This is a genomic window from Bacillus sp. SH5-2, from assembly GCF_008368905.1.
GTDB lineage: Bacteria > Bacillota > Bacilli > Bacillales > Bacillaceae_G > Bacillus_A > Bacillus_A luti.
Genome location: NZ_QOSD01000020.1, coordinates 314,928 through 337,564, shown reverse-complemented (window position 1 = coordinate 337,564; position 22,637 = coordinate 314,928). Strand labels below are relative to the sequence as shown.

Below are 22,637 nucleotides of genomic sequence, written 5' to 3'. Positions count from 1 at the left end.
GCTGCTTCTTTTTTATAGTGCTTCTATAAATAATGCTACCCCAATACCGCCGCCGACGCATAGAGAGGCAATTCCTTTTTCTAAGCCGCGTCGCTTTAATTCGTGAATTAAACTTACCGTAATACGAGCTCCTGTACAACCGATTGGATGCCCAAGTCCTACACCACTACCGTTTACATTCACTTTCTCACGATCTAAACCTAATTCTTTTTCTACAGCTAAATATTGTGCCGCGAAAGCTTCATTAATTTCAAGTAGATCTGCATCTTCTAATGACCAATCTACTTTCTCTAATCCTTTTCGGATTGCTGGTGCTGGTCCAATACCCATAATTTTCGGATCTACTCCAGCTACTGAATATCCAACAATTCTAGCTAACGGTTGTAAGCCTTTTTCTTTCGCTTTTTCTTCGCTCATTAATACTAGAACTGCACTTCCGTCATTCAGACCAGATGCATTCCCTGCAGTTACAGATCCATCTTTACGGAATGCTGGTTTTAATCCTGCTAATTTTTCCGCTGTAATATCTGCACGTGGATGTTCATCTTTCGAAAATACAACTTCTTTTCTACGCTCTTTTATTGTAATAGGAACAATTTGATCGTCAAAGTATCCAGACTCGATTGCCTGCAGTGCCAGTGTATGACTACGAAGCGCAACCTCATCCTGTTCCTCTCTTGTAATTTCATATTGTTCAACTAAATTTTCCGCTGTTTCACCCATCATAATATGATGAATCGGATCTTCTAGTACTTCCCACACCGTATCACGAATTTCTCCGTGCTGTAGACGTTGTCCCCAACGGTGCTGTTTCAATGCATACGGGCTCGAACTCATTGCTTCTACTCCACCTGCAACAACAATATCACTTACACCTAATTGAATTTGCATTGCAGCTGACATAATTGCTTGCATACCTGAAGAACATTGGCGTTGGATTGTATACCCCGTAACTGTGTCAGGAAATCCTGCCGCTAATGCAGCCGTTCTCGCCGTATTTGCTTCATCAGTTCTTTGAATACAATGACCTAAAATTACTTCATCAACTTCATGTGGTTCTACCCCGCCTCGTTTTACAGCTTCCTGAAGTACAGGAACAGCTAATTCTACTGGCGTTACATTTTTTAGCGCTCCCCCAAAAGTTCCAATTGGCGAACGAACTGCAGCTGTAATAACAACATTATGCATTTTGCACTTGCCCCTCTCTTATGTACACTAGTCAGTTTTTAGGTGAAATTCCATAAGATGTATGTCTACAACTATCATACTATAAACATACTAAAAAATCAAAATATTTAATATAATAAAAATAGAAGGAATTAACCTTCTATTCTGTTAACGCATATAAAAACTTTTGTAAAATTTTCTCTGTCGTTTCATTCAATTTTGGTAACTTATCTACTGGAAAGTATTGAAGTTGTAACCCTTCATGATCGAGCTTCAATTCACCACTCACATAATGCCCCTGATACAGATGAATGACATTAAAAATTTCATCTCCATTTGGATAACGAAAATATACTTCCTTTCCTGATAAGACACCAAGAAATTGCATTATTTTTGCAGTTAGTCCCGTCTCCTCGAATAATTCTCTACGAGCAGTTTCTTCTGTCGTTTCTCCAAGCTCCATCGCTCCACCAGGCACACCCCAATCATATGTATCTGAACGATATTGAAGCAATACTTCTTGATTATCATTTAATATAATAATTGCTGACCCTACTAGAATAAGTGGCCTCGTACCAACGACTTTGCGTAAATCTTCAATATACCCCAATATGTAAACTCTCCTTTCCTCACCCTCCCTTATCATAACAAAATTTTTCTCCTTTTGTTGATGTAATTTTAAAGAAAAAAAGGAAGCTTTCGCCTCCTTTTTTTCATCTTTTATTTCTTAAAACTTTCATATTTTACAGCTTCAAAAGCTTCCTCAATTTCATCATTACGATAATGGACATATGTAAAACGACCCAATTCTACTAACCTTGCTATTTCCTGTAACGCTTTATGCTGCTCATATGTTTCCTTCAGCTTAATATGTACATAAAACTTCATTAAAGGATGTTCATATAAAGGTTCTCCCACCTCTACATATACATCTTCAATCCCTTGTACAACTCTTACATAACTCGCAAATTGATAAAGTGCTTCTCTGTCTGAAACGATTTTTAATGTATACATATATTCTCCCCCTTTCCTTTACTATATCAAAAAGGCGACCACACCATGTTATAGAACTATGAAATTTTTTCGACTTGTAATAAACAAGGCGTTTATCCATACATAGGATCTTTTCCCAACATATATTATAGGAAGAATTTTTTCAGTTGAGGTGTTCCTTATGGATCCATACGTCAATATATGTATTTGCATTACTCCAGGCGCCGATATTTCTAATGACCGTATCGCAAAAGATTTAGCAGTTGCAGAGTCAATTTGGCACCCGATTACATTTCAAATTAAAGAAATCATTATTTTAAATGAACTTTTCCGTTTTTCTGACCGTGAAATTAGTTATAAAAATTCCATTCAAAGTCAGGAAAAATTATCATCCTTTTTCCAAACGTGTGTAAATGAAGCTCCTGAATGCGACCTTTACATTTGTTATATTGGCAGTGATTATTTCAAAGAAACAGCAGTAATTGCCTGTGCTTACTCTTTAGTAAAACAACAGCAACTTACTGGTTATATCGTTTTAACAAATTCAGCTGCTCCTATGAAAAATATATATACACTCGCTCACGAAATCGGTCATATTTTATTTACAAGACGTGTTCACGGAAAGCTTACTCATGCAGATCCTCATTCTCCAACCGGTTCGGAGCACCACCCTTCTCCAGCAAATCTTATGTATCCGATAGTCCCGCGCCCTGAAAATGTCCATATTCAGTCCCTATTAACGAGTGAACAAAAAGCACTCTCTTTACAAAGCTCTTTATTACAAAGAAAAAAACAGTAACTGTCATGTTACTGTTTAAAACAACTTATTTAATCGACGAACCAATTCCCGGCTGCTAGAAATACAAATAAGCAACTAAACATAAATGTAATCCCTCTAAAAATCAAAATATAGTATTTCTTTGGAAATAATTTTTGTATATTCAAGGCAGCCTTTTTCTATGGAACTCCTAGTTCACACTTTTTCTCTCTTCAATTTTTAAAGACCATCTCATTAATACATATAAACTTCCGTATAGAAGTAAAGGCTCTAACATTCCCCAATATGGGTTTTGCTTCCCTAATTCCTTAAATACAAACATAATTAATAACGGCACGATAACAGCTAATATTCCAATCCATCCAAGTATATATGCTTCGGCAACTAACAGCACAATTAAGATAGTTCCAGCTAATATATAACTTTGCATAGTAGTTAATTGTAATACAGGTGTCCCGTACCATTTATTCATAAACATTAATAATACTAGTAATAAAATCGGTAGCAAAGCTGCTACATAAATAATGCTAAATTCTTTTATTTTGCTCTTAAATGATGACATTTTAAAAGCAAATATAATTCCTGCAACAGTAACCATTAATACAATTGGATATCCAATCAACTGCACATTCGTTAATACAAATTCATGATTAGGACTCTCAAATAAAATATTTGTAAGTAACCAATATCCGCCTATCCCAATTATCATTCCTAAAATACTCTTTATACTCCCGCTTTTATCCTTCTCCATCTCTTTCGCCAACTCTTCCGCATACTCTTTTGGTGAATCACCAAATATATCCTTTACCGTCTTTCTTTCTTTCTCACCTTCTATTAAATGAAGTTCTGCATCTTCTAAAAAGGCATCCACATCTTTTTCTTTAATCCCTTTTGTTATTAAATACACTTTCGTATCGATTAAAAACTTTTCGCCTTCTTTAGAAACCTCCATTATAACCCCTCCCTTATTTAACTGTTTCTCTTCTATTCGTTTTCATCATAATTTCAATAAAAATTAATATAAATAAACTTCCGTATAAACATATAATTTGAAATAGCATTGGCATAAGATCTTCCGATGTAAATGTTTTAAATATTAACATTATAGAAAGTGGAATGATTAAATATAAGTTTTTAAACCACCCTTCAAAATATATATTTATAGCTACTGTGATGCCAAAAATTCCACCAGCTAATATATAACTTTGCAACTCGGTGAATGTAAACATTTTTGTAGGATATATCACGTCTAGTATCGTGACAGCCCCCATTAAAAACATTGGCGCGATCATAACTAAAAACCACATGGAAAACCATGTTTTTGTAAAGCTTGTTACAAAGGTCATTTTGCGAAGTAGAAAATTCGGCCCTATTACAACTAAAACCAATGAAAAACTATACCCAACGCATTGAATAAGTGACATTTGTAATACTCCGTTATTCACTATTAGGATAGAAGCAATAATCCAAAACGAAACGATATTCATTACCGTAAATCCAATTTGCTTCCACGTTTCTTGTCTATCTCTTTCCATCACTTTTACAAGTTCATTTGCATATTCTTTCGGTGAGCTTCCGAAAATTTCTTCTACGCTTTTCCCATCACTTTCACCTTCTATTAAATGAAGTTCTGCGTCTTCGATAAAGCTTTCAATATCGCTTTCTTTCACACTCTTTGCAGTCAAAAATAATCTCATATCTAATAAAAATTTTCGTGCTTCATTTGATAGCATTATTTTCTTCTCCCCTTCCCTTCAAGTAGGCGTTCCACACTACTTTGCATCGCTTCCCAGCGATCCATAAATTCATTTAGTGCTTCCTCGCCTTTTTCTGTTAATGTATAGTATTTTCGCTTTGGGCCAGATGGAGATTCCTTCATTACACTTGTTATTAATCCTTCCTTTTGCATTCGTATTAATAACGGATAAATACTTCCCTCACTCGCCATGGTAAAGCCATACTTCGCTAGCTTTTCACTCATTTCATAACCATATATTTCACCTTCGGAAATAATAGCAAGTAAGCACCCCTCTAAAATCCCCTTCAGCATTTGACTTGTCGACATAATTCAAATCCTCCCGCTATCTTGTTTTACAAGATAGATAAGCGTAAGTATCTTGCTTTACAAAATAGTATAGCAGAGACTATTTTGCAAAACAAGATAGTTAATGATATTTTTCCAAATGTTTGCAGGAATTTTATTATACCCTCTCTAAATAGAGCAATATGAAAACTTTATTATGAAGGGATGTTTTTCATCATGGTTACAAATCGAGTTGTCTTTTTAACAGGTGCCGCGAGTGGTATTGGTTATGAAATGGGGAATGCTTTTGCAAAAGAAGGCGCAAAAGTTGTTATTAGTGACCGGCTTGAAGAGCGTGCGAAAGAAGCTGCTGAACAATTACAAAAAGAGGGATTTCAAGCAATTGGTTTAAAATGTGATGTTACATCTGAGGAAGAAATTGCAGTAGCAATTTCTCAAACAGTTACTCATTTCGGTTCATTAGACATATTAATTAACAATGCAGGAATGCAACATGTTTCACCAATTGAAGAGTTTCCAAGCGAAAAATTCGAGCTCCTCATCAAAATCATGCAAATCGCTCCATTTATCGCCATTAAACATGCCTTTCCGATTATGAAAAAGCAAAAGTATGGCCGAATTATTAATGTCGCTTCCATTAATGGCCTTGTTGGATTTGCAGGAAAATCCGCCTACAATAGCGCCAAACATGGTGTAATTGGATTAACAAAAGTGGCAGCTTTAGAAGGTGCCACCGATGGTATTACTGTAAATGCCCTTTGTCCTGGTTATGTCGATACCCCTCTTGTACGTAATCAACTACAAGACTTAGCTACTACACGAAATGTACCACTTGAAAATGTTTTAGAGGATGTCATTTATCCACTTGTCCCACAAAAACGCTTATTACAAGTACAAGAAATTGCGGATTATGCTATATTTTTAGCAAGTGAAAAAGCTAAAGGTATAACTGGCCAAGCTGTTGTTATCGATGGCGGTTATACTGCTCAATAAAAAATAAGGTTTGCTCACGAAGAGCAAACTTTATTTTTTATCGCGAGGATCGTCATACTGTAGTAATTGCCGCGGCAACTTTTCTATTGCAACAATTACCCCATCTAATTTACTTTCAATACGATGAAGTAAATATAATGTTACAACAATTGGAAACCCTACATTACCTATCATCTTGATCCACTCTTCCATCTTTTTCGCCTCCTTTCATTATATAAATAAGAGAAAAGAACACATTTAGGCATAAAAAAACAAGCTATTATGTATTAGCTTGTTTTTTTAAACAATGATGCAATTTCTCGCTTATAATCTCCTCGTAAAATCCCTTTCTCAGTAATAATACCTGTAATTAATTCATTCGGCGTTACATCAAATGCAGGATTATAAACGTCAGTTCCAATTGGTGCTACTTGTTTCCCAAAGATTTTCGTAACTTCTGTTTCATCTCTCTCTTCAATAACAATTTCAGCGCCTATTTGTTTCGTAATATCAAATGTAGATAACGGAGCTGCTACGTAAAATGGAATATCGAAATACTTTGCTAATATCGCCAGATTCATTGTTCCGATTTTATTTGCGGTATCTCCATTTGCAACAATTCGGTCCGCTCCCACAATAATTGCGTTTATTTCTTTCGTTTGAATAGCATGAGCTGCCGTATTATCTGTAATAAGTGTTACATCAATATCTGCCTGTTTTAATTCCCAAGTTGTTAAACGTCCACCTTGTAAAACGGGTCTCGTTTCACATGCATACGCATGTAAATGTATACCTTTTTCTTTCCCAATATAAAACGGTGCTAATGCAGTACCATATCGTGCAGTTGCAATACTGCCAGCGTTACAAATTGTTAAAATTTTATCACCGGCTGTAAAACATGTTAACGCATATTCCCCAATGCTCCGGCATACCTCTTCATCTTCCTGCTGAATGCGAAGCGCTTCTTCTTCTAATATTTTTTGTGCTTCTTTTATTGTAGTAATCTCTCGAACAGATTCTCTCATGCGATTGATTGCCCAAAATAAATTGACTGCTGTCGGGCGTGATGTTCCTAAATAGTTACAATCTCTATTAAACTTCTTCTGAAATTCTTCAATATGTACAGTATTATATTTTTTTGATGCAAGTGCCAAGCCAAATGCTGCTACAATTCCAATTGCGGGTGCTCCGCGTACCTCTAGCATGACAATACTTTTCCATACCTCTTCAATCGTCTTTAATGTTTTGTATTCTGTGCTATGCGGCAACTTTGTTTGATTTAATACTGCAATCGCATCACCTTTCCAACTGACAGATCTCGGAATAGTAACAATTGTACTCATGCTTTTACCCCTCCAGAAACTGTCTGCTGAAATAATGTTCGGAACAGTTGAATATCAGCGTTCTTAGATTCATATTTTATTAGTTCTTTACCTAAGGATAGCGCTTGTTTCTTAGCTTGAATTCTTCTTTCTTGATTTTCTATTTCATCTAAATCAGCTACATGCGCTAAGCCAATTGTTCTTCGGATAAGCTCACATCCTGCAAATCCGACAGCATCAGTAAAGATATTTTGCAAAATAATCGGTAACCACTGTTTTTCTTTCGTATATACTTCTACGCCTTCTCCAATCCATAACTTCGTAAAAGTTTCTACAAAATAACTCCATGTCTTTTCTATATGGAAAAATAGTACACTTCTCTTTTCTTCTTCTCTAGATAAAGCATTTACTAATAGATTTGCAATAAATTGACCAATATCAAACCCAAATGGACCGTACGTTGCAAATTCTGGATCAATCACTTTCGTTTCAGAAGGTGATGAAAAAATACTACCAGTATGTAAATCACCATGAATAAGCGCTTCTTTTTTCGTTAAAAACTTATATTTATATTGAGCCACTTTTAGTTTTAAAATTTTATCACTCCAAAGTTCATCAACAGCCAATTGTAACTCCGCCTCATAATCATTCGTATCGTAATGACCGAACGGATCTGTAAACACTAAATCTTCTGTAATTTTGCACAGGTCTGGGTTCACGAATGTACCTTCTAGTACCCTTTTTTCTTCTGACTGTAGACCGAAATCTGAAGTATAAAATAAAACATTTGCTAGAAAACGACCGATATGCTGGGATAGAAGTGGATACTCTTCTCCGTCTATTAATCCTTTTCTTGTAATTGTTAATCTTGATAAGTCTTCTATGACTGTTACCGCTAATTCTTCATCATGACTATACACTACCGGCACATATTCCGGCACATACTTTGCAAAAATTTGCAGTGCCCTACTTTCAATCGTTGCTCTTTTTATAGACAATGGCCAGCTCTCACCAACTACTTTCGCATATGGTAGTGCTTGTTTTATTATAATTGACTTCACTCCATCATCTAATTTGAACACGTAATTTAAATTTCCATCTCCAATTTCATGACAAACTACATTCGCTTTCTTTTCAAAATAGCCACGTTCTTTCGCATATTGTACAGCGGTTACTTCTGTTAATGAATAATATCCCATAGTTTTCTCCCCCTTTTTTAATTCAGAGGTTTTTCTAGCATAAGAAAAACCTCTTTCCACAAAGAAAGAGGTTTGAAGTTTATCTTCTCCCCTCTTATCTACCAGAAAGTATACTTTCTGCTGGAATTAGCACCGTGCCTTTTGGCGTCGTAAATATACGCCCCATTTCACAATGGTATTACGGTCGGTTGCTGGGCTTCATCGGGCCAAATCCCTCCACCTGCTCTTGATAAGAGTTGTATAATTTTTTGAATTTTTAACTTTATGTTGAAGACTATACCAAGAATAAAAATCACTTGTCAATATTTTATTTATATAATTCTGGGCGACGATCCGCAAAAACTGGAATCCCTTTACGAACCTCTTGAATTTTCTCGAATGTAAGCTCTCCAAACAAAATGGATTCCTCCTGATTTGCCTCTACCACCACTTCACCCCAAGGATCCACAATTAAAGAATGACCTGCAAATTCATTATTCGGATCTTTTCCTGCCCGATTACACGCAACAACATAACATTGATTTTCAACTGCTCTTGCTTGCAGCAGCAAGCGCCAATGCGCTAAACGGACTAATGGCCATTCTGCTACAACAAATAAAACTTCTGCCCCTCGAGCAGTATGAACGCGCATCCACTCTGGAAAACGAATATCATAACAAATTGTGCCGGCGCATTCTATATCATCTAGCTTAAATTCGCCTGTACTATTTCCAGCTACTAAATATTTATGTTCATCCATCAACTGAAATAAATGTACTTTACTATATTCATTGACTAGATCTCCTTCTTTGTTTACAACATACATTGTATTTGTAACACCTTGCTCTGTTTGCTTCGCTATAGAACCACCAACAATATGTACACCATATTGTTTCGACCATTCTTTCAACGTTTCTTTCGTTTCTACTCCATCCCTATCTGCAATTTCAGAAAGTCTCGTTAAATCATATCCTGTCGTCCATAGTTCTGGTAAGACGATAACATCTGGTCTTTCCTTCATCGCTTCACTTATTTTATTTTTAGCGTTCTCAATATTTTTTGCTACATCTCCAAAGACAATATCCATTTGAATACATGCGACTTTCATTTTGTCAGCCCCATTCTCATTTTTTTCTTTACAAAATACTGGAAAGATTATATCATTTGTCACTAGAATTGTAACAACTTTCAAAAGAGGTGGAAAGTATGAAATTATTTCAACCTTCTGAGATAGTAACATCATTGCCTACACAATTTTTCGCTTCACTTGTTGCAAAAGTTAACAAGGTCGTTGCAGCTGGTCACGATGTTATTAATCTAGGTCAAGGTAATCCAGATCAACCAACCCCGCAGCATATCGTAAAAGCTTTACAAGATGCTGCAGAAAAGACCATTCATCATAAATATCCGCCATTTCGTGGACACGAGAGCTTAAAAGAAGCCGTGGCAACATTCTATCAACGTGAATATGATGTAGTAGTAAATCCAAAAACTGAAGTTGCTATTTTGTTTGGTGGAAAGGCTGGATTAGTAGAATTACCAATGTGTTTTACAAACCCTGGTGATACTATTCTCGTTCCAGATCCAGGCTATCCAGATTATTTATCAGGAGTTGCTTTAGCAAAAGCACAATTTAAAACAATGCCGCTTATTGCAGAAAATAAATTTTTACCAGATTACACAAAAATTGATAGTACTATCGCTGAGCGTGCAAAATTAATGTTTTTAAACTATCCAAACAATCCTACTGGTGCTACTGCATCAAAAGATTTTTTTGATGAAACCATTCATTTTGCTAATAAACATAATATATTAGTTGTTCATGATTTTGCTTACGGCGCTATTGGGTTTGATGGTCAAAAGCCGGTTAGTTTCTTACAAGCAGACGGTGCCAAAGATACAGGAATTGAAATTTATACTTTATCAAAAACTTTCAATATGGCTGGCTGGCGTATTGCTTTTGCAGTAGGGAATGAAAGTGTTATCGAAACAATTAACTTATTACAAGATCATATGTATGTTAGTATTTTTGGTGCAGTTCAAGATGCTGCTCGTGAAGCACTACTAAGTTCACAGTCTTGTGTAGTAGATCTTGTAAATAGTTACGAATCCCGGAGAAACGCTCTTATTTCAGCTTGTCACTCAATTGGTTGGAATGTAGACATTCCAACAGGATCATTCTTTGCATGGCTTCCTGTACCGGAAGGTTATACATCTGAGCAATTTTCTGATATTTTACTAGAAAAAGCACACGTCGCAGTTGCTCCTGGTGTTGGGTTTGGTGAGCATGGCGAAGGGTATGTCCGCGTTGGTCTCTTGCATACAGAAGATAGATTACGAGAAGCCATTAATCGAATTGATAAATTAAATTTTTTCAAAAAGCCATTGACAACATAAAAAATATCTGACAAAATTCAGTTATCTTAAAAATTTAAACATTTCTAAATACTTCTTATCAAGAGCAGGTGGAGGGACGAGCCCGACGAAACCCGGCAACCGATCTACAATTGTAGACACGGTGCTAATTCTCGCAGCATTATGCTGACAGATAAGGAGCTGGTTGTAAAAAAACCTCTCCTTAGCTGAGAGGTTTTTTTATTTAACTAGGAGGTTATAACAATGAGCGGAATAATAGCGACTTATTTAATCCATGACGATTCACATAACTTAGAAAAAAAAGCTGAGCAAATTGCACTCGGTTTAACAATTGGCTCTTGGACTCATTTGCCACACTTATTACAAGAACAATTAAAACAGCATAAAGGCAATGTCATTCATGTTGAGGAATTAGATGAACAAGAACATATCAATTCGTATCTAGGTAAAAAAGTAAAACGCGGGGTTATTAAAATCGAATACCCATTATTAAATTTCAGTCCAGACTTACCAGCGATTTTAACAACTACATTCGGAAAGCTATCACTTGATGGTGAAGTGAAATTGATTGATTTAACTTTTTCAGATGAGTTAAAACAGCATTTTCCTGGTCCTAAGTTCGGTATAGATGGTATTCGAAACCTTTTACAAGTATATGACCGTCCTCTTTTAATGAGTATTTTTAAAGGCATGATTGGACGAAATATTGGATATTTAAAAACTCAATTACGTGATCAAGCAAGTGGTGGTGTAGATATCGTAAAAGATGATGAAATTTTATTTGATAATGCATTAACACCACTAACGAAGCGAATTGTATCTGGAAAAGAAGTTTTACAATCCGTATATGAAACACACGGCCATAAAACGTTATATGCCGTAAATTTAACAGGACGAACTTTTGACTTAAAAGAAAATGCGAAACGCGCAGCGCAAGCTGGGGCTGATATTCTATTATTTAACGCATTCGCTTATGGACTAGATGTACTGCAATCACTTGCAGAAGATGATGAAATTTCAGTTCCTATTATGGCACACCCTGCCGTAAGTGGTGCTTATTCAGCCTCACAGTTATATGGAATCTCATCTCCATTATTACTTGGAAAGCTGCTTCGTTATGCTGGGGCTGATTTTTCATTATTCCCATCTCCATATGGAAGTGTTGCGCTAGAAAAAGAAGAAGCTCTTGCCATCTCAAAACATTTAACTGAAGATGATGCATTTTTCAATAAGAGTTTTTCTGTTCCGTCTGCTGGTATTCACCCTGGTTTCGTTCCCTTTATTCTACGGGATTTCGGTAAAGATGTTGTTATTAATGCTGGCGGCGGGATACACGGACATCCAAATGGAGCGCAAGGCGGGGGGAAAGCTTTCCGTACTGCAATTGAAGCTACTTTGCAAGGAAAACCACTCCATGAAGTAGACGACATAAATTTGCATAGCGCACTACAAATATGGGGAAATCCCTCACATGAGGTGAAATTATGAGTATTCAAGTATTTTGTGATTTCGATGGTACGATTACAAATAACGATAATATCATGTCCATTATGGAAAAATTCGCACCACCAGAAGCAGAAGAAGTAAAGAATAGAATTTTATCACAAGAGCTTTCTATTCAAGAAGGTGTTTCTCAATTATTTCAATTGCTACCTACTAATTTGCAGCATGAAATAGTTCAGTTTTTAATAGAAACTGCCGAAATCCGTACTGGCTTTCATGAATTTATACAATTTGTAAATGAAAATAATATTTCTTTTTACGTTATATCAGGTGGGATGGATTTTTTCGTCTATCCACTCTTGCAAGGGATCATTCCAAAGGAGCAAATTTACTGTAATGAAACAGACTTTTCATCAGAATTTATTACAGTTAAATGGCCTCATCCTTGTGATGAGCATTGTCAAAACCATTGCGGGTTATGTAAATCGTCACTAATCCGTAAATTAAGTGATACAAATGATTTTCATATTGTAATCGGAGACTCTATTACTGATTTACAAGCAGCGAAACAAGCTGATAAAGTGTTTGCTCGCGACTTCCTTATTACAAAGTGTGAAGAAAATCATATTGCTTATACACCCTTTGTAACATTTCACGATGTTCTAGCTGAATTAAAACATTTGTTGGAGGTGAAATTATGAAACAACTTTTTCGTCAATGGTATGACTTAAGCGAGATTAAAAAAGAGTTAACAACACGTAATTGGTTTCCAGCAACCAGTGGTAATATTTCTATAAAGGTTAGTCATGAACCACTTACTTTTCTTATTACAGCAAGCGGTAAAGATAAAACAAAAACTACTCCAGATGATTTTCTGTTAGTAGATCATCTAGGGGTTCCCGTTTTAGATACCGAATTACGCCCTTCAGCAGAAACAATATTGCATACACATATTTATAACAATACGAATGCCGGGTGTGTACTTCACGTTCATACAACTGATAACAATGTCATCACAAATTTATATGGCGATGCAGTCACACTTCAAAATCAAGAAATTATTAAAGCCCTTGATATTTGGGAAGAAGGTGCAACAATTCATATTCCTATTATTGAAAACCATGCTCATATTCCAACACTTGGAGAGGACTTCCGAAAACATATACAAGGAGATTCAGGAGCAGTATTAATCCGTAATCACGGTATTACTGTATGGGGCCGAGATAGCTTTGATGCAAAGAAAAGATTAGAAGCTTATGAGTTTTTATTCCAATTTCATATAAAACTATTATCAATTCAAGGAGGCGTTTCTAATGGCGCAAATTCGTATTCATGAAGTAAATACTCGCATTGAAAATGAGGTGGAAGTATCAAAATTTCTACAAGAGGAAGGCGTTTTATATGAGAAATGGAATATTTCTAAACTTCCTACTCATTTAAATGAAAATTATTCGTTAACAGATGAAAACAAAGCTGAAATATTAGCAGTGTTTTCAAAAGAAATCGCTGATGTTTCAGCACGCCGAGGTTATAAAGCACATGATGTAATTTCACTTTCAAGTAGCACACCTAACCTTGACGAATTATTAATTAATTTCCAAAAAGAACACCATCATACTGATGATGAAGTCCGCTTTATTGTCAGCGGTCATGGCATCTTTGCTATTGAAGGCAAAGATGGAATATTCTTTGACGTTGAACTGGAGCCAGGCGATCTCATATCTGTTCCTGAAAATGCAAGACATTATTTTACCTTGCAAGATGATCGCCAAGTTGTAGCTATCCGTATTTTTGTTACAACTGAAGGCTGGGTTCCAATCTATTAAGGTAGCTAGTTGAATAAAAGGACATGGACCCCCTTTTCCAACCTTTTATTCACTCTACATATATACATCCTCCTATAGAACAGACTTATTTCATTTTCTGAAATAAGTCTGATTTTTTATTCACCCAAAATTCCTTTCCTTTTTAAGGTGGAATTACCCTCTTCAATTTTTAACACTTTTCGAACATTTATTGAACTTTTTTTGAACTTTTTCTGAAAATTCTGTTTTGTTTGTGATATACTACAATTACTAATAAGGAAAATAATATTGCAAACAGAGGGGGATAATCATGAGTATACTTATCGCACTTATACTAGGAGTTTCATGCGGAGCTATTCCTGTTATTTTAGGAGCTATTATGGAAGAATTAGAAGTTGGCGTTTTAGGTTTTGTTGCCTCTTGTGTAAGCGCTTTATTTTTCGGTTTATTCGGCGCTATTCCTGTTTCAATTCTGTGTGCATTTTATATACTACGCCATGCTCGCACAAAACAATTTGGTCCTAATCACCTCGCGCAAGTTATTCCATTCCCGATTGAGCGATGCCGCCGGGCTTCTAACTTATAATTATAAAAATTAAATATATCCAAATAAATAAAAGTCCTCAAATGAGGACCTTTATTTATTTTCTTCTAGGAATTGAAATAACTCTTGTAAATGCAGTGCATCTTCACTATAGCTAACAGATACATAACATGTCCCTTCAACCTCAGCATGCATATAAAGGGAAATACCATCCCGATCATATTTCAGTGCCAAATAAAACTCCATTTCCTCTATCATCTTTTTCGAAGTTCGAATAACATAATGCCCCTTCTCATCTCTTCCATATTCGAAACTTGGTTCAAAATCATATTTTTGTTTAAAAGCTTCTTTTTGCTTATCATTAATCGGCACACAAGTTGTTCGCTGCACGGTGTCAATAATCTCGTCAAACTTTTGAAGATCCATCTTGTTTACCCCCTTATGTATTTTTTGTATAACACTTGTGTTCCACTATCTTCTTCCCCATCTTTAATTAACTCATCATACAATTCCTTCGCCAAGCTTAAACCTGGTACTGGTAATTGTAATTTTTCAGCCTCATCTAAAGCAATCTTCATATCTTTCATAAAATGTTTCACATAAAATCCTGGTTCAAAATCTCCCTTTAACATGCGAGGAGCTAAATTACTTAATGACCAACTGCCTGCTGCACCCGTTGAAATGCTCTCTAATACTTTATCTGGATCTAGTCCAGCCTTTTTCGCGTAAGCAACAGCTTCACATACTCCTATCATGTTAGAAGCAATCGCAATTTGATTACACATTTTTGTATGTTGTCCACTACCAGCTGGCCCTTGCAACTGAATATTTGTTCCTAGTTTTTCAAATAACGGTAAACATCTATCATATATTTCTTTCTCTCCGCCCACCATAATTGCGAGTCTAGCCTCTTTAGCACCAACATCTCCTCCAGATACAGGCGCATCCAGTGTATATACATTCTTTCTCTTACCAACTTCATTAATACGTTTTGCCAATGTTGGTGTAGATGTTGTAAAATCAATTGCTATCGTGCCTTCATTTGCATTCTCTAAAATTCCATCTATCCCAAAATATACTTCTTCTACATCATGTGGATATCCAACCATAGTCATTACAACATCAACTTGCTTCACTAACTCTTTCGGTGTATCACACCAATTAGCTCCATCTTGCACTAAAGAATCTGTCTTCGCTTTCGTTCTATTGTATACATATACTGTATGACCTTCTTGCATTAAATGATGAACCATACTTTTTCCCATTACACCAATACCGATGAAACCTATTGATAAAATTTTGTTTTCCATCTTCTTATCCCCTTTGTTCTAATAGATCACTTACCATCTTCCGGAACTCCTTATTAAAATCATCATCCATACTATTTTTCACATTTGAAAATAAAATAACAAAAGTCCCTTTTTCTTTATTAAAATTATTGAAAGTATTCCAACCAGATAGTACACCATGATTATGAAAATAATCCGGATATATATAAAAGCTAAATGCATATTTCCGTTCTACTGAAGGTGAAAACATCGCTTGTATACTTTGTTCAGAAAGAAGTTTCCCATTCATAATCGCTTCGTCTAATTTCTTCATATCTCCAACTGTCGTATACATCTCACCACAACCATATAACCAATCCATTGATAATTTTTGTGCAGATTCAAGTACATTATCTTTCTTTACGTAGCCTTTAGTAAAATGCTGATCACCTGGAGCCATATTTCCCATACCAGATTCGTACATTCCTGCTTTAGTAAATATATTTTCTTTTATGTAATCTCCTAAAGGTTTTTTTGATATGCTTTCTATAATGTAGGCAAGCACCATATAATTATAATCTGTATATCTCCAACCTGTGCCTGGTGGAAATTCTAATTTTTGGCTTCCAATCCAATTTACTAAGTTTATACGAGAAGCGGCATTCACTTTCCCTTTTCCGCTTTCTGGTAAACCTGATGTGTGTGTTAACAAATGATATAAAGTAATATTTTTATCTACTGGAAAAGAGGGAATATACTTATTTACATTATCTTGAATATTTAGCTTCCCTTGTTCCTGTAGCTGCAAAATAGATGTGGCCACAACTGTTTTCGAAATAGAACCGACACGATATTTCGTTTGAGGCGTATTCTCTATCTTATTTTGAACATCAGCATATCCATATCCTTTATTCAATATAACATGCTCTTTATCTGTTACTAAAACTGTTCCATTAAATTGCTTTCCTATTAAATATTGATCTAACTTTTGAGATATACTAGCATAATCAATTTGCTGTTCTTCTTTTTCTTCTATATTCTCTTGTACTTCTGATTCAATAGTAGGATTCACCTTAGTTGTTAATACAGTGCTTTCCTTTATATTGGGGCTATAGAGAAAATAGTATACTCCACCACAAACTACAACTGACAGCGAAGCCATCGTCATTATTTTTTTTATCATGTTGTTCCTCCATAATTCCTTCGTTCAAAATCCCCCCTATATTCTATTATCAAACAATAAAAAAAAATCGCAACAATTTGTTGCGAAAAATTACATTTTTTCTTTTCTATACACGCATACTTGATTTTTCCCATTTTTTTTCGCTTCATATAATGCAATATCCGCTCTTTGCATTAATTCTTCCCTTGTAATCCCTTTTTCATATAACGCAACTCCAAAACTCGCTGTTAATTTCGAAATTCCAGAGAATTGCTTTGTTTCAATGAAAAATCGTAGTGACTCTGCAACTTGAAATGCTTCTTTTTCTACTGTATTTGTCACTAATATAATAAATTCTTCTCCACCCCACCTTGCAAATACATGTTGCTGTTCCACTTTAGATTTCATAAGCTCTGCAAGTTGCACTAGCGCTAAGTCACCAAAATCATGACCATACGTGTCATTTACTTTTTTAAAATTATCTATATCAAATAAAATAATTGCTATTTTTTCATCGTTTCGTATTACATTGTCCCACTCTACCTCTAGTATTTGTTGGAACTTCAAACGATTATAAATCTCTGTCAATGAATCTATCATAGCAAGTCTTTCTTGCTCTTGATAGATTTCATCTAATTCTGTAATCTCTGTACACTTTACAATAAATCTCGATAAATCTTCTGGCAATGGTGTCGCACGTAATAAAAAAGTTGATACGATTCCTTCATAATTCGACATCTTAATTCTTCTATCATATGATAATGTATCATCTAGCCATGTTATATCATGAGTCGTCGAATAGTATCCATTTTCTCTAATAAAATGTTCAGCAAATACTAAATGTTGCTCACGATAAGCAAACAAATTTTCATATCCGAAAAACGCTAAAAAATTCGTATTACAATCAACAATTTCATCATCTTCTACTATAAATAATAGGTCATTTTGAAAATCAAACATCGTTTGAAGTAGCTCTTGTTGCAAACTTACTTGCCGTACTAAAGAAAGTTGATACAAACTCTTATTTACTTCCTCTAACACCCCTTGTGGAGTTACGGGAGCTATCACAATATTACGTATTCCTAACGCAAGCACCTCTGCAAACTCGCTTGTTATCTGTTGATCCCAAATGACAATAAATGTACTATGCGGATTATACATATTCTTTATATATTTTATTTGAGAAAAATCCGTTACATACACAATTACAATATGCGGCCTAGTCTTATGAAACAATACTTCTCCTTCTTCAAAACTATTTGCTATAAACATACATTTTGGATGGATATTTTCTATTGTTTGTTGATGTGTGCACCCATTTTCTATATAAAGGACATTTAACTGAAGATCTTGTAATACATTTTGGAAAACCGTATTCTCTAATAAAAAATGTAGTATGTTCATCACTAGTCTTCACTCACTTCATATATCTTGTTCTACTGAATTCCTCACAAATATTTTATAATAGACTGTTCCTTAAAAACATGAATTAGTAAGGGATACAGGTCAACAAGCTAATTGAGAATGTTATCCTTGCTTTTTCACTCTATAAATTCCTTTTTTAGTGTATGATTATAGGAATTGTATCGTTTGTATGAATGCCCTAGCTTACTCTTTAAAACTTGACAATTAAAATACAGATATTATATTCTTAAATTCAATAACTTACAAAATGTAAGTAGAATATATTTGATATGTAATTTGGAGGATAAATAATGACAACCGACAACTTTTTTAACGTTTTATATGAACGGACATCTACACGTGCATTCAACCCAGATAAAGAAATTTCTAGTCCAGAATTACACGAAATTTTAAAAGCAGCTGCCCAAGCACCTTCCGCTTGGAATTTACAACATTGGAAATTCCTTGTTTTTCAAGGGGAAGATGTACAAAAAAGATTGCACCCAATTGCTTATAACCAACAACAAATTCTTGATGCTTCTGCAGTAGTTGCTATTTTAGGTGATTTAGAAGCTTATAAAAATGTTGAACCAGTATATGGTCCAATTGTAGAACAAGGATTTATGAAAGAAGAAGCAAAAGAACGTTTAGCGAATAATATTGAATCTGCATATGCTCGTGAACAATTCCCAAGAGATGCAGCCTTTTCAAATGCATCTTTAGCAGCAATGCAACTTATGCTTGCAGCTAAAGCAACTGGCTGGGATACTTGTGCTATCGGTGGCTTCAATCCTCAAGCACTTTCAGAAGAATTCAATGTTTCATCTCGATACGTACCAATTATGCTTATTACAATTGGTGAATCAACTTTAAAAGGCCATCCTGCTCCACGCATGAGCGTAGAACAAGTGAGTGAATGGGCGAAATAATAAAGTGAAACTTTAATCAGTGTGAGGTCTTACTGCACATTAATACGGAATAAAAAAGAAACGAAGGTAATTTCATTACCTTCGTTTCTTTTTGTTCTGTCACACATCCGTAATATTACAATGTATTATTCGACATCTATACATAAAAAAATAGTAAATTTTATGCTATTTTCATATATAAAAATGACGTTTCATGTCGAATTTTGTTAAAGTATCGAAATATAACCGTGTGTTTTTGTTACAATTATGATACAATGATAACAAATAGATAACAAGAGAGGGATTTTCATTGAGTTCATACGGAAGCTTTATCGCACTTTTAAGTTACATAGTGACTGTACTACTTCTATATTTTATTGGCGATGCTGCAAACATATCAGTGTTACAATTCCCAAAAGAAGAAGCGTTCCAATTAGAAGCAGAAAAACATACTGCCCGATCCATTGCACCATTACTGTTAGCTCTTCCTGTATATATTATCGTTTTATATAAAAGCAAAAAAGTGTAAAGACTAATTCATTCATTTTGGTGGTCTTTACACTTTTTTTATGATATTTGTCCTATTTTAAACATCATTCCGTACTAAATACCCAGCTAGTCTTTTAAAATGAGAAAATACCCTAGAAAAAATTCCACGCTCTGTCCAGTCACTCACTACCGAACTTACATAGATTATAAGTGTGAAGGGGGTGATGAGGATTATGTTTGGATCATTTGGATGCTGTGATAACTTTAGAGACTGTCATCATCATGAAAGAGAGCGCGACCATCGCGAACATCGCGACCATCGTGAGAAAGAGAGAGAAGAAGTTAGACCACAACAAACTGCTGTATGTAACGTACTTGCTAGCATTTCAGTTGGAACAGAGCTTTCTCTTTTAAGCATTAGAGGTAACGGCACTTTCAACAATGTAATTTTTGAAGGTTTCGCTAACGGTGTTGCTCTTTTCTCTGCTTTAGCTCGTAATAACAAAGACGACAAAGATAACAATAAAGACGATAAGAACAATCAAAATCGAAATACTTTTACTGGTATTTTACGTGTATGCCCAACTGACATCGTTGCTATCGCTATCTAATTCTGTTCCTTATCCTCTATAGTAAGAAAATAAGATTTACTTTTCTCATAGAAAAAACCTGAGACCGATTTCAAATCGACTCAGGTTTTTTTATTGATTATATGCTTTTAACTAGTTCAACAACTTCTTCAGCAGTTGACATTGTTAATGCTTTTTCTGCTAATGTTTCCATTTCTGCTTTTGACAACTTGCTTAGTTGTGTTCTTGCAGGAAGAATAGATGTTGCACTCATACTGAACTCATCTAAACCTAATCCTAATAATAATGGGATAGCAAGTGAATCTCCCGCCATTTCACCACACATACCAGCCCATTTGCCCTCTTTATGAGCGGCATCGATAACCATTTTTACAAGACGTAAAATTGATGGGTTATATGGTTGGTATAAGTAAGATACTTGTTCATTCATACGGTCTGCAGCCATTGTGTATTGGATTAAATCATTCGTTCCGATAGAGAAGAAATCAACTTCTTTTGCGAATTGATCCGCTAATACTGCTGAAGCTGGGATTTCAACCATCATACCAACTTCAATAGAATCAGAAACAGTAGTACCCGCTTCTACAAGTTTTGCTTTCTCTTCTAATAAGATTGCTTTCGCTTGACGGAACTCATCAAGAGTTGCAATCATTGGGAACATAATTTTTAAGTTACCGTATACGCTAGCACGAAGTAATGCACGAAGTTGTGTACGGAACACATCTTGCTCATCAAGACATAAGCGAATTGCACGGTATCCTAAGAATGGGTTCATTTCTTTTGGTAAATGTAAGTATGGAAGCTCTTTATCTCCACCGATGTCAAGTGTACGAACAACGACTGGTTGACCTTCTTTTACACCTTCAAGAACTGCTTTATACGCTTCGAACTGCTCTTCTTCTGTTGGAAGATTGTCACGGCCCATGTATAAGAATTCTGTGCGGTATAAACCAACGCCTTCTCCGCCATTATCGATAATACCTTGTACATCATTTGGTGTTCCGATATTTGCAACAAGCTCAACGTGATGTCCATCACTTGTTACAGTAGCTTGGTCTTTTAATTTAGCCCATTCAGCTTTTTGCTCTTCAAATTTCGCTTTCTTTTCTTCAAACGAGCGAAGAGTTTCTTCTGATGGATTAACAATTACTTCTCCATCTAAACCATCGATGATTACGATATCGCCATTTTGGATTTTCTCCATAACAACTTTCGTACCAACAACAGCTGGAATTTCCATAGAGCGAGCCATAATTGCAGAGTGAGATGTACGTCCACCGATATCAGTTGTAAAACCTTTTGCATACTTACGGTTTAACTGAGCTGTATCAGATGGTGTTAAATCTTCAGCAATAATGATTACTTCTTCAGAAATTGTACCAGGATTTGAGAAGTTAATTCCTAGTAAATGTGCAAGAACGCGTTTTGTTACGTCACGAATGTCCGCAGCACGTTCTTTCATGTATTCGTTATCCATGTTCTCAAACATGGAAATGAACATTGATGCAACTTCATCCATTGCAAATTCAGCATTTACTTTTTCGCTATTTACTTTATCTTTTACTGGGTTTACTAATTCCGGATCATTTAACACTAATAAATGTGCTTCAAAGATCGCAGCTTTATCAGCACCTAGCTCAGCAAAAGCGTGGTCCTTAATAGCTTCTAATTCAGATTTTGCTTTCTCAAGCGCAGCATCTAAGCGTGCAATTTCTGCAGCTTCGTTTGTAATTGATTTCTTTTCGATGTTAAATTCAGGATTCTCAAGTCTGAAAGCCTTTGCAATAGCAATCCCACTTGATGCAGCGATCCCTTGAATGTTAAGAGTCATTATTCTCCTAATCCTTCGTTTTTCATAGTTTCTTCGATAGCTGCTAGTGCTTGAGCTGCATCATCACCATTTGCAGTGATTTTAATTTCTGCGTTTTGTTGAATGCCTAAAGACATAACGCCCATGATTGATTTTAAGTTAACGTTTTTTCCGTTATACTCTAAGTTAATGTCAGAACCAAATTTGCTTGCAGTGTTTACAAGTAGAGTTGCTGGACGTGCATGAATTCCTGAGTCGCTAGTTACTTTAAAGATTTTTTCCATGATAATTTATCTCCTTTAAATTACGTATTTTTTTAGTTGTATAGACGTGAGTACTACATCATCTATTGTATATAATAGGCGATGTTCGGTCAACCACATC

Annotated in this window: 27 protein-coding genes, 1 pseudogene and 2 riboswitches; of the genes and pseudogenes, 11 read left to right on the top strand and 17 right to left on the bottom strand. The window is 35.3% G+C overall.

Annotation, left to right across the window (positions count from 1 at the left end; all coding sequences use genetic code 11):
• Nucleotides 1-12: 12 nt before the first annotated feature.
• From DN410_RS16960 to DN410_RS16950, 3 genes are all read right to left on the bottom strand, one after another.
• Nucleotides 13-1,188, bottom strand: coding sequence for an acetyl-CoA C-acetyltransferase (locus DN410_RS16960; RefSeq protein ID WP_000552066.1), 1,176 nt, complete (start codon nucleotides 1,186-1,188; stop codon nucleotides 13-15).
• A 139-nt stretch (nucleotides 1,189-1,327) separates the two neighbouring features.
• On the bottom strand, nucleotides 1,328-1,777 hold the full coding sequence (locus DN410_RS16955; RefSeq protein ID WP_149177354.1) for an NUDIX hydrolase: 450 nt from the start codon (nucleotides 1,775-1,777) through the stop codon (nucleotides 1,328-1,330).
• Nucleotides 1,778-1,887: 110 nt separating this feature from the next.
• Nucleotides 1,888-2,181 (bottom strand): DUF3928 family protein, encoded by a 294-nt coding sequence (locus DN410_RS16950; protein ID WP_016111246.1) that lies wholly within the window; start codon nucleotides 2,179-2,181, stop codon nucleotides 1,888-1,890.
• Nucleotides 2,182-2,341: 160 nt separating this feature from the next.
• Between DN410_RS16950 and DN410_RS16945 the strand changes: the two genes are divergently transcribed.
• On the top strand, nucleotides 2,342-2,959 hold the full coding sequence (locus DN410_RS16945; protein ID WP_149177353.1) for an ImmA/IrrE family metallo-endopeptidase: 618 nt from the start codon (nucleotides 2,342-2,344) through the stop codon (nucleotides 2,957-2,959).
• 29 nt (nucleotides 2,960-2,988) lie between these two features.
• Here the strand turns inward: DN410_RS16945 and DN410_RS28520 are convergent.
• The 4 genes and pseudogenes from DN410_RS28520 to DN410_RS16930 all read right to left on the bottom strand — a co-directional run.
• Nucleotides 2,989-3,096 (bottom strand): annotated as a pseudogene (locus DN410_RS28520) (DNA-binding protein); the annotation flags it as partial.
• A gap of 32 nt (nucleotides 3,097-3,128) precedes the next feature.
• A complete protein-coding gene (locus DN410_RS16940; RefSeq protein WP_149177352.1) occupies nucleotides 3,129-3,890 on the bottom strand; it encodes a DUF1129 domain-containing protein in 762 nt (253 codons plus the stop codon).
• Nucleotides 3,891-3,903: 13 nt separating this feature from the next.
• Nucleotides 3,904-4,671 carry a DUF1129 domain-containing protein gene (locus DN410_RS16935; protein ID WP_149177351.1) on the bottom strand — a complete coding sequence of 256 codons (768 nt, stop codon included), beginning with the start codon at nucleotides 4,669-4,671 and terminating at the stop codon, nucleotides 3,904-3,906.
• Nucleotides 4,671-5,003, bottom strand: a complete 333-nt coding sequence (locus DN410_RS16930; RefSeq protein ID WP_000107988.1) for a PadR family transcriptional regulator — start codon at nucleotides 5,001-5,003, stop codon at nucleotides 4,671-4,673. Before DN410_RS16930 ends, DN410_RS16935 begins: the two co-directional genes overlap by 1 nt.
• Before the next feature lie 195 nt (nucleotides 5,004-5,198).
• Here DN410_RS16930 and DN410_RS16925 point away from each other — a divergent pair, with 195 nt between their 5' ends.
• Nucleotides 5,199-5,975 (top strand): 3-hydroxybutyrate dehydrogenase, encoded by a 777-nt coding sequence (locus DN410_RS16925; RefSeq protein ID WP_149177350.1) that lies wholly within the window; start codon nucleotides 5,199-5,201, stop codon nucleotides 5,973-5,975.
• 30 nt (nucleotides 5,976-6,005) lie between these two features.
• On the opposite strand, the gene DN410_RS16920 is transcribed toward DN410_RS16925, so the two are convergent.
• The 4 genes from DN410_RS16920 to DN410_RS16905 all read right to left on the bottom strand — a co-directional run bounded on the left by DN410_RS16920 (nucleotide 6,006) and on the right by DN410_RS16905 (nucleotide 9,646).
• Complete coding sequence (locus DN410_RS16920) at nucleotides 6,006-6,167, bottom strand: YvrJ family protein (RefSeq protein ID WP_000393331.1); 162 nt, start codon at nucleotides 6,165-6,167, stop codon at nucleotides 6,006-6,008.
• Nucleotides 6,168-6,241: 74 nt separating this feature from the next.
• Nucleotides 6,242-7,297 carry an S-methyl-5-thioribose-1-phosphate isomerase gene (gene mtnA, locus DN410_RS16915; RefSeq protein WP_149177349.1) on the bottom strand — a complete coding sequence of 352 codons (1,056 nt, stop codon included), beginning with the start codon at nucleotides 7,295-7,297 and terminating at the stop codon, nucleotides 6,242-6,244.
• Nucleotides 7,294-8,475 carry an S-methyl-5-thioribose kinase gene (gene mtnK, locus DN410_RS16910; protein WP_149177348.1) on the bottom strand — a complete coding sequence of 394 codons (1,182 nt, stop codon included), beginning with the start codon at nucleotides 8,473-8,475 and terminating at the stop codon, nucleotides 7,294-7,296. The genes mtnA and mtnK overlap by 4 nt, the downstream gene beginning before the upstream one ends.
• A 91-nt stretch (nucleotides 8,476-8,566) precedes the next feature.
• Nucleotides 8,567-8,711, bottom strand: a riboswitch (SAM riboswitch).
• Between the two features lie 71 nt (nucleotides 8,712-8,782).
• The gene (locus DN410_RS16905; RefSeq protein WP_149177593.1) at nucleotides 8,783-9,646 is read right to left on the bottom strand and encodes a carbon-nitrogen family hydrolase; all 864 of its coding nucleotides are present in this window, start codon (nucleotides 9,644-9,646) and stop codon (nucleotides 8,783-8,785) included.
• Between the two features lie 14 nt (nucleotides 9,647-9,660).
• Between DN410_RS16905 and DN410_RS16900 the strand changes: the two genes are divergently transcribed.
• The 6 genes from DN410_RS16900 (at nucleotide 9,661) to DN410_RS16875 (ending at nucleotide 14,664) form a co-directional block, all read left to right on the top strand.
• Nucleotides 9,661-10,851 (top strand): pyridoxal phosphate-dependent aminotransferase, encoded by a 1,191-nt coding sequence (locus DN410_RS16900; RefSeq protein WP_149177347.1) that lies wholly within the window; start codon nucleotides 9,661-9,663, stop codon nucleotides 10,849-10,851.
• A gap of 52 nt (nucleotides 10,852-10,903) precedes the next feature.
• A riboswitch (SAM riboswitch) is annotated at nucleotides 10,904-11,009 on the top strand.
• Between the two features lie 64 nt (nucleotides 11,010-11,073).
• Nucleotides 11,074-12,318 carry a 2,3-diketo-5-methylthiopentyl-1-phosphate enolase gene (mtnW, locus tag DN410_RS16895; RefSeq protein ID WP_149177346.1) on the top strand — a complete coding sequence of 415 codons (1,245 nt, stop codon included), beginning with the start codon at nucleotides 11,074-11,076 and terminating at the stop codon, nucleotides 12,316-12,318.
• Entirely contained in the window at nucleotides 12,315-12,974 is a 660-nt protein-coding gene (locus tag DN410_RS16890; protein WP_149177345.1) for a 2-hydroxy-3-keto-5-methylthiopentenyl-1-phosphate phosphatase, read from the top strand. The genes mtnW and DN410_RS16890 overlap by 4 nt, the downstream gene beginning before the upstream one ends.
• Nucleotides 12,971-13,609 (top strand): methylthioribulose 1-phosphate dehydratase, encoded by a 639-nt coding sequence (locus DN410_RS16885; RefSeq protein WP_149177344.1) that lies wholly within the window; start codon nucleotides 12,971-12,973, stop codon nucleotides 13,607-13,609. The genes DN410_RS16890 and DN410_RS16885 overlap by 4 nt, the downstream gene beginning before the upstream one ends.
• On the top strand, nucleotides 13,587-14,099 hold the full coding sequence (locus tag DN410_RS16880) for a 1,2-dihydroxy-3-keto-5-methylthiopentene dioxygenase (RefSeq protein WP_000057320.1): 513 nt from the start codon (nucleotides 13,587-13,589) through the stop codon (nucleotides 14,097-14,099). The genes DN410_RS16885 and DN410_RS16880 overlap by 23 nt, the downstream gene beginning before the upstream one ends.
• A 289-nt stretch (nucleotides 14,100-14,388) precedes the next feature.
• Nucleotides 14,389-14,664, top strand: a complete 276-nt coding sequence (locus tag DN410_RS16875; protein ID WP_000025444.1) for a hypothetical protein — start codon at nucleotides 14,389-14,391, stop codon at nucleotides 14,662-14,664.
• 51 nt (nucleotides 14,665-14,715) lie between these two features.
• On the opposite strand, the gene DN410_RS16870 is transcribed toward DN410_RS16875, so the two are convergent.
• The 4 genes from DN410_RS16870 to DN410_RS16855 form a co-directional block, all read right to left on the bottom strand.
• Nucleotides 14,716-15,048: a DUF3909 family protein gene (locus DN410_RS16870; protein ID WP_149177343.1), complete on the bottom strand. Its 333-nt coding sequence runs from the start codon at nucleotides 15,046-15,048 to the stop codon at nucleotides 14,716-14,718.
• A gap of 5 nt (nucleotides 15,049-15,053) precedes the next feature.
• The gene (locus DN410_RS16865; RefSeq protein ID WP_149177342.1) at nucleotides 15,054-15,932 is read right to left on the bottom strand and encodes an NAD(P)-dependent oxidoreductase; all 879 of its coding nucleotides are present in this window, start codon (nucleotides 15,930-15,932) and stop codon (nucleotides 15,054-15,056) included.
• A gap of 4 nt (nucleotides 15,933-15,936) precedes the next feature.
• Entirely contained in the window at nucleotides 15,937-17,073 is a 1,137-nt protein-coding gene (locus tag DN410_RS16860; protein ID WP_149177341.1) for a serine hydrolase, read from the bottom strand.
• A gap of 90 nt (nucleotides 17,074-17,163) precedes the next feature.
• The gene (locus tag DN410_RS16855; protein WP_149177340.1) at nucleotides 17,164-18,456 is read right to left on the bottom strand and encodes a GGDEF domain-containing protein; all 1,293 of its coding nucleotides are present in this window, start codon (nucleotides 18,454-18,456) and stop codon (nucleotides 17,164-17,166) included.
• A 311-nt stretch (nucleotides 18,457-18,767) separates the two neighbouring features.
• Here DN410_RS16855 and DN410_RS16850 point away from each other — a divergent pair, with 311 nt between their 5' ends.
• The 3 genes from DN410_RS16850 (at nucleotide 18,768) to DN410_RS16840 (ending at nucleotide 20,464) form a co-directional block, all read left to right on the top strand.
• Nucleotides 18,768-19,385, top strand: coding sequence for a nitroreductase family protein (locus tag DN410_RS16850; protein ID WP_149177339.1), 618 nt, complete (start codon nucleotides 18,768-18,770; stop codon nucleotides 19,383-19,385).
• A 289-nt stretch (nucleotides 19,386-19,674) separates the two neighbouring features.
• On the top strand, nucleotides 19,675-19,893 hold the full coding sequence (locus DN410_RS16845) for a hypothetical protein (protein ID WP_000100490.1): 219 nt from the start codon (nucleotides 19,675-19,677) through the stop codon (nucleotides 19,891-19,893).
• A 193-nt stretch (nucleotides 19,894-20,086) separates the two neighbouring features.
• Nucleotides 20,087-20,464, top strand: coding sequence for a DUF3915 domain-containing protein (locus DN410_RS16840; RefSeq protein WP_149177338.1), 378 nt, complete (start codon nucleotides 20,087-20,089; stop codon nucleotides 20,462-20,464).
• 97 nt (nucleotides 20,465-20,561) lie between these two features.
• On the opposite strand, the gene ptsP is transcribed toward DN410_RS16840, so the two are convergent.
• Nucleotides 20,562-22,274 carry a phosphoenolpyruvate--protein phosphotransferase gene (ptsP, locus tag DN410_RS16835; protein WP_149177337.1) on the bottom strand — a complete coding sequence of 571 codons (1,713 nt, stop codon included), beginning with the start codon at nucleotides 22,272-22,274 and terminating at the stop codon, nucleotides 20,562-20,564.
• Entirely contained in the window at nucleotides 22,274-22,537 is a 264-nt protein-coding gene (gene ptsH, locus DN410_RS16830) for a phosphocarrier protein HPr (protein ID WP_000411080.1), read from the bottom strand. The genes ptsP and ptsH overlap by 1 nt, the downstream gene beginning before the upstream one ends.
• Between the last annotated feature and the right edge of the window lie 100 nt (nucleotides 22,538-22,637).